Origin of the sequence: Bacillus sp. JAS24-2, from assembly GCF_008274905.1 — a bacterium.
Taxonomy (GTDB): Bacteria; Bacillota; Bacilli; order Bacillales; family Bacillaceae_G; genus Bacillus_A; species Bacillus_A cereus.
Window position 1 is genome coordinate 97,044 of sequence record NZ_CP031070.1, and the last position, 17,232, is coordinate 114,275.

A 17,232-nucleotide genomic window follows, 5' to 3' on the forward strand; every position below is an offset into this window, starting at 1 on the left:
AACATCAATCATAGTAGAGGTTGTTTCTTTTTTTCTAAAGGCTACGTGTAGGCAATTGAAAGATTTGCATACGAAATAAACCCTAATGGGTTTCATTTTTTTGATTTAAGCCGCTTGATTATCTGACATGGTACAATTGTAAACGACACCTAATATATCAAAGACTGTTTTCTTCTCATATCTGTGAGATTTTCGCCCGTTTTGCTGTAGGAGGTTGAACAGGCGAAGTAACACCTTTGATAGCTCTTGGGTGTCTTTTCTTACGATTAGTCAACCTGTATTTTTAGGTTTTTACTGGAGTAAATATCAGAAGGAACAAATACTTGTTATCATGCATATCAAAGACCCCTAATATATACTCGTTTTTTTACTAGGGGTGAGATATGATATGATGAATGAAACTATGATATTAGGCCGTTAACCGATAATCATAGTGTATATCATGTGTAATAAGGTGAAAGAGGAGCTTCAAGAACTTGTTTACACATGCAATGGACGCAACTTTATGACATTTGTTATAGGGTTGCGTTTTTAATTTATCATAATACTCAACAATGTGATTTTGTCCGTAACGTCGTTGTTTAATCATGTTCTGGATGATGAGGAAAAGGAGCTTCCGCAAATGTTTATTTCCACGTTTATTGATTTTATCTTTAAAAAAGGTTTTACCGGATTGAAAACGGCGTATATCAATACCAGCAAATGCATTGAGTTGCTTGTTATTGTTAAAGCGAGTAATATCTCCTATTTCAGCCATCAAGCGTACTGCAGTATTCGGTCCAATCCCAGGAAGACTGAGAATGATATCGTATTCTGCACGTTGCTCGGCTATATATACCATCTTGTTAATGCAGCATTCTTTTTGGTGAAGAAGCTCTTGATAGCGTCTGGCGTATAATTTGAGTTGATCACATAGAACATCGTTCTGAGAAACAGCAGGATAGGAAGTTTTCGCTATTTCAAGTATTTGAATCGCTTTTTTCTCCGCTGTAATATTTGATATTTTTTTATTGGTGTTGGCACGAATACGATTTTTTATAATGGTTTTTGAAAGACCTAAAATACAATCTGGGTGGGGGAATAGTTGAACAAAATTTAAAAACAAATCAGATTTACTGGTAAACATTCTCTCCAACTCAGGAAATGTTAATTGGATTACTTTATGCATACGACTACGAATTATCGATAATTCACTATCCAGTTCACTATATAATCTAGAAAGAGATTTTAGCTGGTAGAATAAATTATCAGTTCCGGTAAATACCCTTCGGGTAGCTGTAAAATGAGTGAGAGCTAATCGGTGTGCGTCGCTTCGATCGGTCTTATGAATCCGTAAGGAGTCACATTGTAGCTTGGCTTCTAATGGGTTTAATAAACAATATGTATACTGATTATCTTGCATAAATCGTTCTAACTGCCTGGAATAGATACCTGTTGCTTCGAATACGATTTCAGGCAATTCACCGGTCTTATCTATAAGCTCATGAATCTTTTCTTGTAGCTTTTTGAATTCAGGTTTAGAATGCTTGATTTCACTTTCAAATATACACTGTTTCTGTGCATTATAAATTACCATATAACTTTTACCATATAACTTTTACCCATACTGATGTCAAACGCAATTACGTGTTTCATAAAGTTCCTCCTTAGGTGGAATTAAAGTCTTCAACTTACACTTATCGATTCTCATTTCTTATACACGATCTCGAAGACCAACATACTAAAAACCGATTCAAATAAGGTAAGTGAAGAAGATCAGTTTTGTATACGGATTCAGGATCCCAAGACACCCACGACCTTCTCTTTACTTCTACTATATAAAAAAATAGTAGTGCGAACCAATGCCTTGGTCTGCACTACTAATCTTAGTATGTTTTGTATCGATTGGAAAAGAAGAAAAAAGTAATCTTTAATCATATATATGGCCTTATATTCACTCAGTTCTCGTTTCTTTTTCATAAGAAGTAATTGCCGCATTTGAAACATGGTAGAAGAACAAAGTAGAATGGTAATCCAATCGTTTTCGATCCGAACGTATGAAAGACCTGATTTATGAAAATTTCTTTTCTCTTGTAGATGTATTAAAACAAGAAGGATTGGTCAAACTTGAAGATTCCTTTTTAGATGGAACAAAAATTGAGACAAATGCCAATCGGTATACGTTTGTGTGGAAAAATCAAAAAAAGTATGATCAGAAATTAGGTGAGCAGTATCAAAAGATTGTAGCAATAATTGAACAAGTAAACAAAGAAGATCAGAAAGCTGAATTAGAAGAAAAGCAAAAGAAAGATGTCTTTCCCGTTACATCTGAAAAAATTAAACAAACAATTCAAAACTTAGAAAAGCGTCTTCAAGATAATTCGGAAAATAAAACGATGGAAAAGGCAAAACGTCAGCTAAAAAAATATCTTCTTCCACGAAAAATAATCTTGAACTATTTCCCTTTAAAATATCGCATGTGTGATTCTCCTCGCTTCTTTTTTCTAGAATGTATTCTCACTTTGCAACAAAACCGTTGAAAGTATTATGATTCGGTTTACTTTATGAAAAAATGACATTGTATATAACTAAAATAACCTATTTTCATTAAAATTTGAAATATTAAGTAATATTCCTATTGCGATTAAATTAACCATTAAAGAACTTCCTCCAAAACTTACAAATGGAAATGGTGTACCTGTAAGAGGAAATAGTCCTGTAATACCACCTAAATTAACAACAGATTGCATACCAATCATACACCCTATACCGATCGCTATAAAACTTCCGAATGGATCTTTACATAGTTGTGCAATTTTTAGTGAGCGAAGAACTATAGCTAATACTCCGGCCATTATAATGAATACACCAATAAATCCTAATTCTTCAGAAACGATTGCCATTATAAAATCAGTATGTGGTTCTGGAAGATAACCTGTTTTTTGAATACTATTTCCGAATCCACGACCAATAATTCCTCCAGAACCAATGGCAATAAAAGAATTTACAAGCTGGTATCCATTTCCTTGCGCATCAATAAAGGGATTAAAAATTGTAGTAATACGTGTCTTTTGAACTTCTGACAAACTATATTGAATCAAAAAATATAAAATAGGTAACCACAAAATAGAACCGATTATAGTTCTCTTGATTAATTGATTTATATTTATTCCTGAGCAAAGAAATATGCTAAAACTTATACCTAATATCAAAAGTGCTGATCCTAAATTTGGCTGTTTAAAGATAAGAAAAAAAATTGTAGCTAAAAAAAATAAAAGTTTTCCGATACCACTCCAGTTATTTTTAGCTTGTTCTTGTCGTAATGCAAAAAAACGGGCTGTTACAAGTATTGTTCCTAATTTAAGAAATTCAGCTGGCTGTATTCCAAAGATCCATGATTGAGCATTATTTACCACTTTTCCTTTCCATAAAACCATAATTAATAAAAAAATCCCCCCAACCATAATACAGATTGAGACTATTCGTTTTTTCCATATTTCATATGGGAGTAAAGCACAAACTATTAACCCTATTGTTCCTAAAAGTAGCTTTATTAATTGAGAATCAACAAAATGTCTACTGTTATAACCGTAATGTTGGACAGCGACAATGGAGCTAGCACTATACATCATGATAATACCTAAAGTACATGTTATGAATAGAGGAAGGAGCAATAGATAATCGAGTTTTAATATTTTTTTCATTTTAATATCCTCCTGATTTAAAACAAAACATAATATTACATTTGCTAATGAATAGAATCTTGTTCTCGTCAATTACTAAATAGGACTTTTGTTTAGGAAGGTTCTATCGCTTACACTTTATTTTCTTACGCAAAAATCCCTCTAGTATGTAATTTAACTAGAGGGATTCAAAATGGCATGACTAAATAAGGCTTTTCTCCCCCTAGTAGAGCTTTGGCACTATACAACGTAAAGTAATGAAGATTCATTGCTTAGCTATCTTAAGAAGAGCCTTAATCCGACAATTCCTGTTCTACCCATTGGCGTCTTTCGACATTTTTGGGCAATAGCCTGTGTTTGTATAGGAGCCTCACCTAACAGGTTCAGCAATAAAAATTTTATGTATTTGTTTCGTGTAGCAAGCATAAATATATTTTTTTTGCTTGTCAAGTAACTGCATTGCTAATTTTACATGTTTTATTGCTTTAAAACCCTTTGAGAAATGATGTGAGAAAATGTATGTAATCATTCTGTATCAATACATATTTTCGACTTGTAGTGTATAATTTGATTAAATAGTTTAACTATATAAATTTGATAAACAGTAAAGAAGATTTTAATTATAAAAGAAGATTTTTTTGAAGAATGTTCTTTTGAAGTACAGAATGACTAATGATTTAACTTCTGTTGTAAAGTTAAAAACTGATCATAAACAATAAATTTTATATACGAAATTTCATATGTATTATAACGTTTCTTCAAACTAATTGTATTTTAATTTTATATCTTTTAAGTAGAATTTCAAATTTACAATAGAATCTAATTACTTTATAAAAGAATTTTTTTAAAATCGAAAGTTAGTTGACAAATATTAAATTCTGGTTTAAATTTTGAAGTAATTCAATAATCTTTGTTAGGTGAGGCTCCTGTATAGAGAAACGCTGCTGCCCAAAAATGTCGAGAGACGCCAATGGGTCAACAGGAACGGTCGGATTAAGGCCCTTCTTAATGTAGCTGGTTATAAAAACCTATGCTATACAGTGCTAAAACTCAACGAGGGAGTGGTATACGATTTGATAGAAAGGCACCTCTGTGATTTTGGCAGAGCTGTCTTAATAATCATTTATTTGTATTGTAAAAAACCTTTACTCCTTTTTGAGTAAAGGTTTTTCTATTTACTGTTATTTATTTTATCTTGTCTATATTCAAAAAGAAGGTAATTCTAAATAATGAATGGATTGCAATGTAACTATTAATGCTCTAATAAAAAATTTAAGACAGATAAAATAAAACAAAACCACTCATGAAACTCTAGAGTCTCCCTTAGCAATATGAGGAGGAGTTAACATGAAGAAATTATTAAATGAATTACTTGTAACCAAAAATAATTTGGATGCAGAGCAAGTTTTACGTCATCCGTCGTATGATGTTGCGCAAGAAGTAAAACGGTTTTCAATTGAAGATCAAGTCATATTGCTAAATACGATTCCTGTATTAAAAAGTTCTAAAATTCTTCAATATTTAAGTACAGAAGAAAAATATAATATCTTAATTCACTTATCTGAAAATAAAGCTAAAAAGTTGCTGAATTTACAACCAATTGACGAATTAGTAGATTTACTTCTAGCGGTTCATCCGGAAAAACAAGCTAAATTAATGGCGTATCTAGATAAAACTACAAAACATAACGTAAAAAAATTGATGACTTTCAAACCTGAAACGGCAGGAAGCCTTGTCACAAGTGATTTTGTTGCAGTTAAAGGGAATTGGTCAGTAAAAATGACATTGAAGTATATTAGGGAACATTCTGAAAATGTGGAATCAATATCTTATATTTATGTTCTTGATAGTCATGGTTATCTTAAGGGAATCGTTTCCATACATGAGTTATTATTAGCAGCAGATGAAGAGATATTATCTACTATCATGATTCAAGAGGTAATTTCAGTACACGCTGAAGTTGATCAGCAAGAAGTTGTAAAAAAGCTACTGAATTATAATTTAGCAGCAATACCTGTGACAACAACAAATAATGAAATGATTGGTATTATAACATTTGATGACGTAATGAATGTTATGGAAGCAGAAGCTACAGAAAATATCCAAAAGTTAGGCGGAAGTGAACCGTTAAATCAATCTTACTTTGAATCTAGTATTTGGAGTATTTTCTTTAAACGACTACCATGGTTATTGCTTCTTTTTGTTGCTGAGGCATATACAGGTACAGTATTAAAGTATTTTGAAGACGAAATTGAAACAATAGTTGCCCTTGCTTTCTTTGTTCCATTATTAGTAGGTACTGGAGGGAATACAGGAACACAGGTTGTAGCAACAATTACTCGTGCAATCGGTATTGGAGAGGTGAAATTTAAAGATATTTTCCGTGTAATAAAAAAGGAATTTGCAATTGGTATGCTTCTCGGACTTGCACTTGGGGTAGCTGGGCTCACTCGCGCTTATATGTTAGGGGTTGGAACAGAAGTTGCACAAGTTGTAGCAATCACTTTATTATTTATTGTTATTTGGGCCTCTCTTGTTGCAGCTGTTTTACCTTTAATTCTGAGAAAATTAAAACTAGATCCTGCAGTCGTTTCTGGTCCATTTATTACAACATTTGTTGATGGAACTGGATTAGTAATTTATTTCATGGTTGCAAAAACGTTATTAAATTTGTAAATATACACTGAAATAAATACGAAATGAAGGTTAAGGGTTCTGTTGCAAAGTTTTCTAAATGAAAATACACTCTAAAAAAGAAGCGAGGAGAATCACAAATGCGATGTTTAAAGGGAAACAGTTCAAGAAAGACATTATTTTAGTAGCCGCGGGCTACTAATTTCGTTTTTCTTTAAACTATCGCGATGTATCTGAAATTCTGAAAGAATGTGGAGTTTCGATTTACCCAACAACCATCATACGTTGGGTTCATGAATATGGAAATCTCGTTTGTCAGATTTGGAGAAAGAAAAATAAATCTGCACAGTTATCTTGGCATCTGGATGAAACCTATATCAAAGCGAAAAGCGAATGGCGTTATCTTTATCGAGCAATCGATAAAAATGGACACACGTTGGATATTCAACTTCGCAAAAAACGAGATACTCAAGCGGTATATGCCTTTATGAAAAGACTAGTGAAAGCTTTCGGAGAACCAACAACCCTCACAACAGATAAGGCTCTGCGTTACTTTGCGTGTTCAATAAATTGGAAGAACAAGGATTTTATAAGCATACCACTCATTGTATAAGCAAATATTTGAATAATCTCATCGAACAGGATCATAGACATATCAAGCGACAAGCGACGTTTTTTCCAAATCCACAGGATTTCAAAGTCTTCGCCATGCTTCACGTACTATAAAAGGAATTGAAACCATTCATGCTATATATAAACAAAACCGTAGTTTGCGACCAAACTGCGGTTTTTCAACGTATAATGAATTGCAAAAGTTACTTACAATTGCATGAGATTTAATCGCACCCAATCAAAATTTTTATCTGTTAAGAAATTTTGCAACAGAACCCTCCAGGTTAAATAAAAAGATTCAACCTGGAGAATTAAAAATATTTTCAAATCAGGTTTAACTGTATTTCCTATTTACCAAACAAATGGATCTGAATTGTCATACTTTAGTGAAGACAAAGGAAAATCTGATACAATCGCAGCAGTAGATGCCGCAATTGCTCACAGATTTACGAAAGGAATAACAATTTATTTTGCAGTTGATTTTGATGCGCAAGATCATGAAACTTCAAGTTACATCTTAGATTATTTTAAAGGTGTTAGTAGTAAGATGAAATATCTTATGCGCAATTACTATAAAGTCGGCGTATATGGAGCACGTAACGTTTATAGCAGAGTTTCAGAAGCGGGATATGCGGAAACTAGTTTTGTAAGTGGAATGTCTACAGGATTTAGTGGTAATTTAGGATTCCTGTTACCAAAGAACTGGGCATTTGACCAAATCTCTACAATTACAATTAGAACTGGTGATGGTAAAATCGAGATTGATAACAATATTATGTCAAATAGATATAAAGGTGAAAAATCTATTAACCCTGCATTAGCAATAGCCGTAAGAAAGTATGCTGGGTTAATGAATAAAATCCCTCTACTAGAATTTTCTTTAGCAGATTTGGTACTTGAGAAAGAAATTCCTGTATTCGATATGAAAGTTGTAAAGGGATCAGTGGTAATAAGTGATAAATTTAAGAAGCCTGATGTGAATTCACAAGTTTTCGAAGTGAAAAATGGTCAAATAGAATCTAAGTTAGGTGCAGAGGCAGTAGGATTATTAGGCAACTTATCACCTGAATATCGCTTGAAATCCCAAAATATTACTCAAGAACTAGCCTTATCCGTTAAAAACGGGAATATAGAAACAAAAACTACTATTGATGGGGCATGGGTGCATATGTCAGCAATTTTAAATTACGAAAACATTGAGATTAGTGAAGGGCTTAAGCAAGATTTATCAATAGAGTTAAAACTATCATTTCTAAATTTAAATGATGTAGGTGAAAAATGATTGATACTATTGAAAATAGAGTGGTTCCAATTGTTATCGTAGGTTTAGTAATTCTTCTTTTAATCTTGGGATCTTTATAGGTAGGAGTTGCAGCATTATTTTCTCTTGTAATTGCAGCTATTTCTGAAGCACTAAAAAACCAATAACGATTGAATTAAACTTTAGTTCTAGTTGACTTAATATGGTGGTACACTGGAAGTAGAAAGTGACTTATAATAAATAGGTTGCTTTCTACCTTTTAATTTTACTAAAGGGGATGAGTTTCAGTGTATCTTACATATTATATTTCAGAAGATGATTATAAAGACACGATAAAGATTGTTACAAAAAAAGTTATTTTATCACGAGCTTATTGTTCATCTGTTAGCAATTTCGTATTGAATTTATGATTATACAACTATTAATTATGATCAAAACTATATTTGGCTCCTACGTATAGTAACAGCCGGTACCATATTAATTTTTATTGTATTCATTCGATTTTCATTTAAGGTATTAAAGCCCAGAATCTTTTTCCGTAAATTACTAATCAAGAATAAAGAGGCAATCGGAAAAGTTACACTAGAAATCAACGATAAAAAGGTAGTTGTTAGCTCACCAAACGGAAATGTGAGTACAGCCACAACAGGGAATATAATGTACAAAATTTAAAAACAGCGTATTGTATTACTATTCAAAGGAATAGATATATTGTCATATCAAAAAATCCAGGATTAGATGATATAAAGAAAGAAAAATATACACATAATCTCGAATGGTTTATTAAACAGATACTAAAACCATAAATACTGTTTTAGGGTTCTGGTTCAAAGATAAAATAAAAGAGAATATAGGGTGTTTTTTTCCATCCCCCTTTTCGAGGGGTGGGCAAAAATACCCATACAGCAGTGACGGAACGAACAAGTAACTCCCTTGGAAAGATTCGTTTGTTCGTTGGTTATTAATACTTCCAGCGAATGAAGATGCACAATTAACTCAAACATTGGAGAATATTGCGATGAACCAAAAAACAATTTTACAAAAAGCATTAAATAAATGGGAACGTATGAGTCAATATCCTGCTTTCCGCCAAGCGTATGAAGCAAGGAAAAAAGCTCTCATGGATGAGGCGGAAAAGCTTGCTTATGCAGAACAAAAGGGAAACGCCTATAATTATCAGATGTTTCCTTTTTTACATGCACCTTATGACTTACAGATTGCTCTTGGCTAATAATTATTTATCTATTTAATAATTTTTTGTTTTTCAGTTTCCATTGGTATCCTAATTAAGAGATTTAGAAATACAACAGTTATTCCATAAAGGGGAAGCACTATCTGAACGAGTATATGTTTGTAATTGTGGTACGTCAATAGATAAAAATTATAATGCTGCAAGCAATCAATATCAAAAATGAAGGAACCTATGAAACCTGGGAGATAGTTTGTGTTTTTATGACTAATTTGTTAACTAATAAAAGTATAGACTAACCGAGAAGCCCCACTTCAAACAGCTCGTAAGAGTGTGAAGTGGGGGAGTTCACGAAATACTTTTGGAAATTTCCTCTGTCCATCCTTGATTAACTAATACTTTAATATATTGTTTTAAATCAGATGGATCATTAGTTACTAGCTGATCAAGAACAACTTTACATTCGTTTTTATCAAAATTTATTGAGGTGTGTTTGACTTTAGAAAATTGTTTCTCATTATTAAAAGATGGAAGTTCAATTAAATCACTTATACTAGGTTTTATGTTAGAAAAATAAGATTTAATATAACACCTAAAATCATTTTTTTCTTCAGAAACATACAATAAGTTTTGAATAATTATGATCTTCATTTTATAAACACTCCTACTAATTTAAGTTAATATATTCATAGATAAGATTAAAATTACACCGATTTATAAGAGAGAATTAATCTAATATTTAACTTCTATCAAAAGACTTTCTCATAGGTTAAATTGTTAGCAAGCTAATGTACTTATAGCCTGCGTAGCTAAGAATAACCTTTTAGGAAAATATAATGAGATTATCTTCTATAAAAGTATATCTATAATGTAAACATTATTTTAATATCTTACTGTATTTGTATCTATCTCCTTTCCATCTACTGTAATATGGACTTGCTGTTTGGGGTTAGCTGTTACAATCCAAGCATTCGGTAAATAACGATCTTCATGAGATAAAGTAGAAGGGGAATTTCTAACTTTCCCCAATAAATACAGTGTAGCAGAAGAACCACCATCCATGGCCATTGCATTTACAGCCCCTTTTTCATAAAGAATATCCTGGCATTCTCTAAGAGTAGCTCCTATGCTGTGTGTTTGTCTTCCATCTATAACTAGAAATATAATGGTCCCATCTTTTTTTTGAGCTACTATACTTCTTGGTGCAGAACCCCATCCACCATCACCTTCTGTTATCATTTTTTCCCCATTTACAATTAACTGTGGCATAAAACCGGCTGCGGAAATTACATGTTTATTTAGTAATTGGTGAGCAGAATAATTTCCAGTTATTAATTGACCAAACTTTGTTAAACCTGCAACAAGTGCAGGTTCATTTATTTCATGATTCGAGTCAATGATTTTCCCGCTTTCTATTACAATTCCAGTGGCAAGATTTCCTCCACCTCTCCCAGTTTCATCATCAAATCCACTTGCATTTATAGCTGCAAGTGCATGGTTACGTTTTGCCATTACACTAATTTTTTCCCCTTTTCCTTTTCCTTGCGAACCATGATGAGTAACAAGTTTGACATTAAAAGGATTACTAATTGTAACCAATTTTCCTTTAAAATGAAATCGAGAATTTTCATCACTTTTGATCGTTTCTACATCTATTTGTAACGGAGTATTCTTTAACTTTTTTAAGTTTTTTTCTATGGATTTTTCATTAACATTAGTATCACTATTTATCCACTTAGGATTATTAATATTTTCAATTAATTTATCTAATTCTTCCTGAGGTAAAAAAGTATATTTTGCATATTGTGGATGTTGAGAAGTTAATATACTTTCTGCAACTGTTAAACGAAAATCGTGACCATAACTAGTACCAAATAATATACCACTAATAATAAGACCAAAAATCACCAAAAGGATAAGTGATCTTTTTATAAACCTTCTTAGATGTTTCATAATTTTGTCCTCCATCAGATTGCAATTTATATATATATAAATTAAACATATATATAACTATTAAACTTAATTATAAAGAGCGGTTCTTTATAATTGATGAAATTCTCTTCAGTTGTGAAAAAGATTTTTATTAGATAAAAATCCCAATTGTAGAGTAGCTTAATTTTATATATTTCATTACTAAGCAGCATTAAAATTAGTATTTACTATTTTATTTTTCTTTTAGTATAAATTTACAAATTATTTCTTTCGCAAGCTGGGTTTGAAAGAAATAGTGGATACTTAATGCCGTAGTACATCCAATAATAACTCCAGCTAATACATCTAGTGGATAATGAACACCGACCCAAACTCTTGAGAAGGCAATCAGGCAAGCTGAAATTAAAAGTATGGCTCCTAAACGTTTTTTGTAATATAACCATAAGGTAATACCAATGACAAAAGCACTAGTAGCATGATCGCTAGGGAAAGATGAATTTGCAGCATGTTCAACAAGCTGGTTGATATCGAAATGAGAAATAAACGGCCTGTCCCTATAAAAAAATAATCCAAGTACTTTATTAATTGTAAAAGCTGTGCTACAAGCTAGAATAGTTTGTAGCACAACTAATTTTCCTTTTTTATTTAGTATCCAAAGTATTAAAAGACAAATCATTAGAAAATATTGAGCATACTCAGCAAAAAAAATCATTGTATAATCTAAAATTGGATTTTGTTTTACAAAACCATTAATAAATTTAAAAACATTGTAATCTAGAGTGTTTAGTGAAAGTATCATTTTTTCCTCCATATAATAATCTTTAGTTAAAATTTTTAATTTTATTAAAGATTGAGATATTCATTAAAAGTCCTATCACAATTAAATTAGTCATTAAAGAACTGTCCCCAAAACTAACAAAGGGAAGGGGAGTACCAGTAAGAAGGAATAGCCCTGTAATTCCACCTAAATTGATAACAAATTGTATCCCAATCATAGATCCTATACCGATTGCTATAAAACTTCCAAATTGATCTTCGTATTGTTGAGCGATTTTAAAAGAGCGAAGCACTATAGTTAATAGTCCAGTTAAAATAATAAATACACCTAAAAAACCCAATTCTTCAGATATAATAGACATAATAAAATCTGTATGCGGTTCAGGGAAAAACTCCAATTTTTGGACACTGTTTCTGAATCTGAGTTCGCTAATTCCTCCAGAACCAATGGCAATAAAAGAATTTACAAGTTGACATCCGTTTCCTTGAGCATCAAGAAATGGGTTTATAACAGTTTTATTCCGCGCCATTTGGACCTTTGACAATCCAAATTTAATAAATAAATATAAAATCGAAATCCATAAAAAGGAAGTTAAAGCGAACTGTTTAATTAGTAAATTTATATTTATTCCAGAACAAAGAAGGATACTAGTTGCTATCGCTAAAATTAAAAGAGCAGATCCTAAATTAGGTTGCTTATAAATAAGTAAAAAATTGTTGCTGAAAAATTAATATTTTACCAATCCCATGCCAACGTAACGTATTTGTCCCTTGACGTAACGAAAAAAACGAGCAAGTACAATGAGGATTCCTAATTTAATAAATTCAGCAGGCTGTATACCAAAAATCCATGACTGTGCATTATTTATCACCCTTCCTTTCCATAAAACGAGAATAAGTAAAAAAATACTACCGATGACAATACATACTGAGACAATCCGTTTTTTTTTTTTATAATTTATAAGGAAATATTGTACAGATTATTAATCCTATTGTTTCTAAAAGAAGTTTAGTTAATTGAGAATAGAAAAAGTAGTTATTGTTATAACCATAATTTTTAATAGCAATAATTGAGCTAGCACTATACATCATTATAATTCCAAATAAACTTATAATAATTACAGGGATAACTAAAATATAATCTAATGATTTTAATAGTTTTTAAGAAAATCCCCTCTAGCTATTTACCTAGAGGGGATTTTAGATTAAATAATTAAATAAATTAGAATTTCCCCTAGTAGAGCTTTAGCACTATGCAACGTAAAGGATGATGGTTCATCACTTAGCTATCTTAAGAAGAGCCTTAATCCGACAATTCCTGTTCTACCCATTGGCATCTTTCGATATTTTTGGGCAATAGCCTGTGTTTGCATAGGAGCCTCACCTAACAGGTTTTACAATATAAAATTTATCACGTTTTATTCGTGTAGAAAGCATATCTACTATTTTAAAACTTGTCAAGTAAGCAAAAATTCGATTTTTACGTTTTTATTTATTAATAATTGACATTTTTTATTCTAAATAGATTGTTGAAATATGTTGGTAAATTAGTGGAAAAGAGGATTTTGAGTGAACTTTCACTTTTTTAAAAAGCTAATTTGGATATAGGGATTTTACAAAAATCAATCTATTTTTCTATTTAATATCATGATTTTTAGAGTGTTTTTGCAAATTGTATTATGCTTTTATTTTTTTAATAACATAATTATCAACAAGTACACTTCCATTTCATATGTAGTTCACATTGTATAATTATAATCATGTAAGATGCAGTAAACTAACAAATATATTGTATCAATTTTTGTTTAAGAGATAGTTTAATGCTTACTAATTACTACTCATAAAATTCTATAATATAGAAGTTCTGTACAGGGGATACTTATAATAATCTCAGGAAAAAGAAAAAATATGAAATTTAGGAGGGGGTTTGATTTGAATTTACAAAGATTATTTGACATACAAAAAAATTTAGATGAGTTTGCAGCTAATAAACCTCAAGTAGCACCTTTCGAAGTATTTCAGCATAAAATTTTAAATTTAATTATAAAGATAAGTGAATTAACAAATGAAATTCAATATTTAAATAATAAGAAAAGTAATTCTAAATGCTTATTGAAATTGTATATTAATGGATTTCAAGATATTTTATCCGTGGGCATTAAATTAGGTGCTCATTCAGGTTTTCAATTTTTTAAATATAAAATTAGAATTGAGGAATATGCGCATCAATTATTAGATATATATATAAGCATTATAACTTTAAATAAACGACCTTCTATTACTAACTATATTGACTTATTTATCAGATACATTCAATTGGGACAATCCCTAGGCTTTGAACAAAATAAAATTGAACAAGCCTATTTAGCTACATTTTCTAATTAAAAATGTTTAAGGAAAATCTAATTCGACCACTAAATTTATATTAATATTAGTAGTGTGATTAAGGAAAGAATTTCGAAATAAAATAGGTTTTTGGTATCAAAGATTTACCATTACTGCTCTTACATTGTAGGGATAGAGAACTCACCTCTCTCAGAATTGTTGTTAATAATTCAAGTTAAATAGAATTTGACTAATGTTCCCTCTTACAGAATTATAAATTTCAAGAATTAAGTATATACTGATACTGTATTGAAAGCCTTCCTTCTCGCGCAGGTAGAAGAAAAATACATAAAAAAATAATAAAAGAAGATTTTATCTTGGAGGTTAATTATAAGTAAAGATATCAAACTGCGTCCATTAGAAAGAAGAGATTTGAAATTTGTTCATGAACATCCTTATTTCTATATGAAATGACTTTTTAATTCATTATCGTTCTGCATTAAAGTCATATCAATTATTTTTTATTATATAAAAATTTCATATTGTAGGAGAGGATTTTATGCAGGTTAAAAATATATTTTTGTTAAAGTCTCCCTAGTACTGTTTTTGTTATCTCTATCTGTAACAGTAACTACTTTCTCTAAAAAATACATATGCGATAAATAAAGATTATACTGAAGAAAAAACAGAAAGAAATTATTAAAAAAATCGTCAAACCAGTTTAAAATGTACCCTATAGAATAGACACTTGAAAAAAGTCTATTCTATAGGGTATTTCTTGTATAATAAAAGGAAAATTGGGATCGGAGAATGTTGAAAATGACAAAAAAGCTATTTACAGAAAGAGAAATTCAAATTCTATCAAATAACCTATACGTAAAATCTGTAAGTCAGAAAGGTATCACTTATACAGAGGAATTTAAGCATATTTTTATTGAGGAAAATGAAAAAGGAAAGCTACCTCGAAATATTTTTGAAGAATGTGGTTTTGATATAGATATGATTGGAATGAAACGGGTTATGTCATCGGGAAGTAGATGGCGTGCTGCTTATAGAAAAAATGGTGTATTGGGTTTAAGGAATACACGTATCGAAAACGCTGGAAGAATTCTTGAGAGAGAGCTTACGTTAGAAGAAAAGTATGCCCGTTTAGAAGCCGAACGAAACTTACTAAAGGCGGAAAACGAATTGCTAAAAAAAATCAAACTTATGGAAGGGAGGATGAGAAGGAAATAACACTACCACCTAGTCAGAAATTCATCTTGATTCGTTCTGTCATCATGAAATACAACTTAAGGAATATGGTCAGTTATTTGTGTAAAGTAGCTGGTGTATCCCGTTCGGGGTACTATAATTACTTTTCAATTTCATCTCAAGAACAACGGAAATAAAAGAGTGATCGAGATGAAATCTTGAAGGAAACCATATTAAAAGCAATTCGATTTAGAAATAGAAAGAAAGGGGCTCGTCAGATAAAGATGACATTGGTGGGTCAGTTTCAAGTTGTCTACAATTTAAAGCGTATCCGTAGAATTATGAAGAAATACGAGATTGTCTGTCCGGTTCGCAAAGCGAATCCTTATAAAAGAATGCTTAAAGCTACAAAAGAACATCGAATAGTACCGAATCAATTAAATCGGGAATTTAAACAAAATACCTCAGGGAAAACACTTCTTACAGATATCACCTATTTAGTTTACGGTAAGAATCAAAGGGCCTATTTATCTACAATTTTAGACGGCTCAACTAATGAAATTTTAGCTTACCATGTTTCAGAACAGATGACATTAGAGCTCGTAATGACAACTCTCCATAAACTAAAAAGGAATCCGCGGATTCGATTGACTGAAGGTGCTTATATTCATTCAGATCAAGGAGCCCACTACACAAGCCCTACCTATCAAAAGCTAGTCAAAAAGCTAAACCTTGGACAATCCATGTCAAGAAAAGGAAACTGTTGGGATAACGCCCCACAAGAATCGTTTTTTGGTCATCTGAAAGATGAAGCTCATTTACAACCTTGCGCGTCCTTTAATGAGTTGAAACAAGAGATTAAGAAATATATGACGTACTATAATCACTATAGATATCAATGGAATTTAAAAAAGATGACTCCTGTTGGATACAGAAATTATCTTCTTGATGTTGCCTAACTTTTTTCAAAATGTCCTTTACAAAGGATACAGATTAGACTTTACTAATCCTTCTTTTATACTAATTAATAAAACCAACCTCCTAAATACTACATCTATTAATTCGATAACAATATACCATAATCAAAACCTAAATTGTAAGAAGTAGTAAACTGTACTTCTAGATTATGCTTATGAAAATTGAACCTTAGAGATATAAGTAATTATGAGTTTTAGAACTGTACTAATGTAAAAAAAACGTGTAAATAACATTAGAAGATGTCATGTATATTCTGGAAATTATTAAGTTAAGAAAAAACAAAGAGAAAATTTTAGTAATTAATTTAAGTTACTTTATCAATATATTTATTTCATTTGGTGTTTTTTTAAATATCAGATAAGCATGAAAGTTAAGTTGTACCTACGTTTGTGTTGAAATGTTTTCCATCTAAAGAATAATTAAGGGGGATATTTACACAATCCCACCTTACAAATTAGAAGAGCGATCAAAACTTAACATAAACAAACTTATCCAAGATTAATCAAGAAGATTAAAAAGCAAGTTACAAGAATTTTTATAGTTTACTTTATGTTCAAATTGTTATCACATCTAATTAGAACAATTATGTTATATTAAGTAACATCAATCATATATACGATAGCCCCTATTCTATATACTTTTTGAACTAGCCAAATACATTAATGCAA

The 17,232-nt window shown here is 30.9% G+C and carries 7 protein-coding genes, 7 pseudogenes and 3 riboswitches; of the genes and pseudogenes, 7 read left to right on the forward strand and 7 right to left on the reverse strand.

Annotated features, from left to right (window positions below):
• Positions 1-105 precede the first annotated feature (105 nt).
• A pseudogene (locus DN407_RS30595) lies at positions 106-264 on the reverse strand (IS4 family transposase); the annotation flags it as partial.
• Between the two features lie 145 nt (positions 265-409).
• Positions 410-1,635: pseudogene (locus DN407_RS30600) on the reverse strand (IS110 family RNA-guided transposase).
• A 380-nt stretch (positions 1,636-2,015) separates the two neighbouring features.
• Here DN407_RS30600 and DN407_RS30610 point away from each other — a divergent pair.
• Positions 2,016-2,426: pseudogene (locus DN407_RS30610) on the forward strand (IS5/IS1182 family transposase); the annotation flags it as partial.
• Positions 2,427-2,567: 141 nt separating this feature from the next.
• On the opposite strand, the gene DN407_RS30615 reads toward DN407_RS30610, so the two are convergent.
• Positions 2,568-3,683: an FtsW/RodA/SpoVE family cell cycle protein gene (locus DN407_RS30615; RefSeq protein ID WP_149217146.1), complete on the reverse strand. Its 1,116-nt coding sequence runs from the start codon at positions 3,681-3,683 to the stop codon at positions 2,568-2,570.
• A gap of 191 nt (positions 3,684-3,874) precedes the next feature.
• A riboswitch (M-box (ykoK) riboswitch) is annotated at positions 3,875-4,051 on the reverse strand.
• Positions 4,052-4,564: 513 nt separating this feature from the next.
• Positions 4,565-4,732: riboswitch (M-box (ykoK) riboswitch) on the forward strand.
• Between the two features lie 277 nt (positions 4,733-5,009).
• Between DN407_RS30615 and mgtE the strand changes: the two genes are divergently transcribed.
• The 4 genes and pseudogenes from mgtE to DN407_RS30635 all read left to right on the forward strand — a co-directional run.
• Positions 5,010-6,338, forward strand: a complete 1,329-nt coding sequence (gene mgtE, locus DN407_RS30620; protein WP_149217147.1) for a magnesium transporter — start codon at positions 5,010-5,012, stop codon at positions 6,336-6,338.
• A gap of 103 nt (positions 6,339-6,441) precedes the next feature.
• Positions 6,442-7,129: pseudogene (locus tag DN407_RS30625) on the forward strand (IS6 family transposase).
• Between the two features lie 128 nt (positions 7,130-7,257).
• Complete coding sequence (locus DN407_RS30630; protein WP_255446579.1) at positions 7,258-8,190, forward strand: glycoside hydrolase domain-containing protein; 933 nt, start codon at positions 7,258-7,260, stop codon at positions 8,188-8,190.
• A gap of 891 nt (positions 8,191-9,081) precedes the next feature.
• Positions 9,082-9,331, forward strand: a pseudogene (locus DN407_RS30635) (PD-(D/E)XK nuclease family transposase); the annotation flags it as partial.
• 375 nt (positions 9,332-9,706) lie between these two features.
• On the opposite strand, the gene DN407_RS30640 reads toward DN407_RS30635, so the two are convergent.
• The 4 genes and pseudogenes from DN407_RS30640 to DN407_RS32580 form a co-directional block, all read right to left on the reverse strand.
• Positions 9,707-10,009: a hypothetical protein gene (locus tag DN407_RS30640; protein ID WP_149217148.1), complete on the reverse strand. Its 303-nt coding sequence runs from the start codon at positions 10,007-10,009 to the stop codon at positions 9,707-9,709.
• A gap of 231 nt (positions 10,010-10,240) precedes the next feature.
• Complete coding sequence (locus DN407_RS30645; RefSeq protein ID WP_149217149.1) at positions 10,241-11,311, reverse strand: phosphodiester glycosidase family protein; 1,071 nt, start codon at positions 11,309-11,311, stop codon at positions 10,241-10,243.
• A 211-nt stretch (positions 11,312-11,522) separates the two neighbouring features.
• A complete protein-coding gene (locus DN407_RS30650; protein ID WP_149217150.1) occupies positions 11,523-12,089 on the reverse strand; it encodes an undecaprenyl-diphosphatase in 567 nt (188 codons plus the stop codon).
• Between the two features lie 22 nt (positions 12,090-12,111).
• Positions 12,112-13,029 (reverse strand): annotated as a pseudogene (locus DN407_RS32580) (FtsW/RodA/SpoVE family cell cycle protein).
• 261 nt (positions 13,030-13,290) lie between these two features.
• Positions 13,291-13,466: riboswitch (M-box (ykoK) riboswitch) on the reverse strand.
• Positions 13,467-13,999: 533 nt separating this feature from the next.
• Here DN407_RS32580 and DN407_RS30665 point away from each other — a divergent pair.
• The gene (locus tag DN407_RS30665; RefSeq protein WP_179955875.1) at positions 14,000-14,452 is read left to right on the forward strand and encodes a dUTP diphosphatase; all 453 of its coding nucleotides are present in this window, start codon (positions 14,000-14,002) and stop codon (positions 14,450-14,452) included.
• 750 nt (positions 14,453-15,202) lie between these two features.
• Positions 15,203-16,545, forward strand: a pseudogene (locus tag DN407_RS30670) (IS3 family transposase).
• Positions 16,546-17,232: the final 687 nt, after the last annotated feature.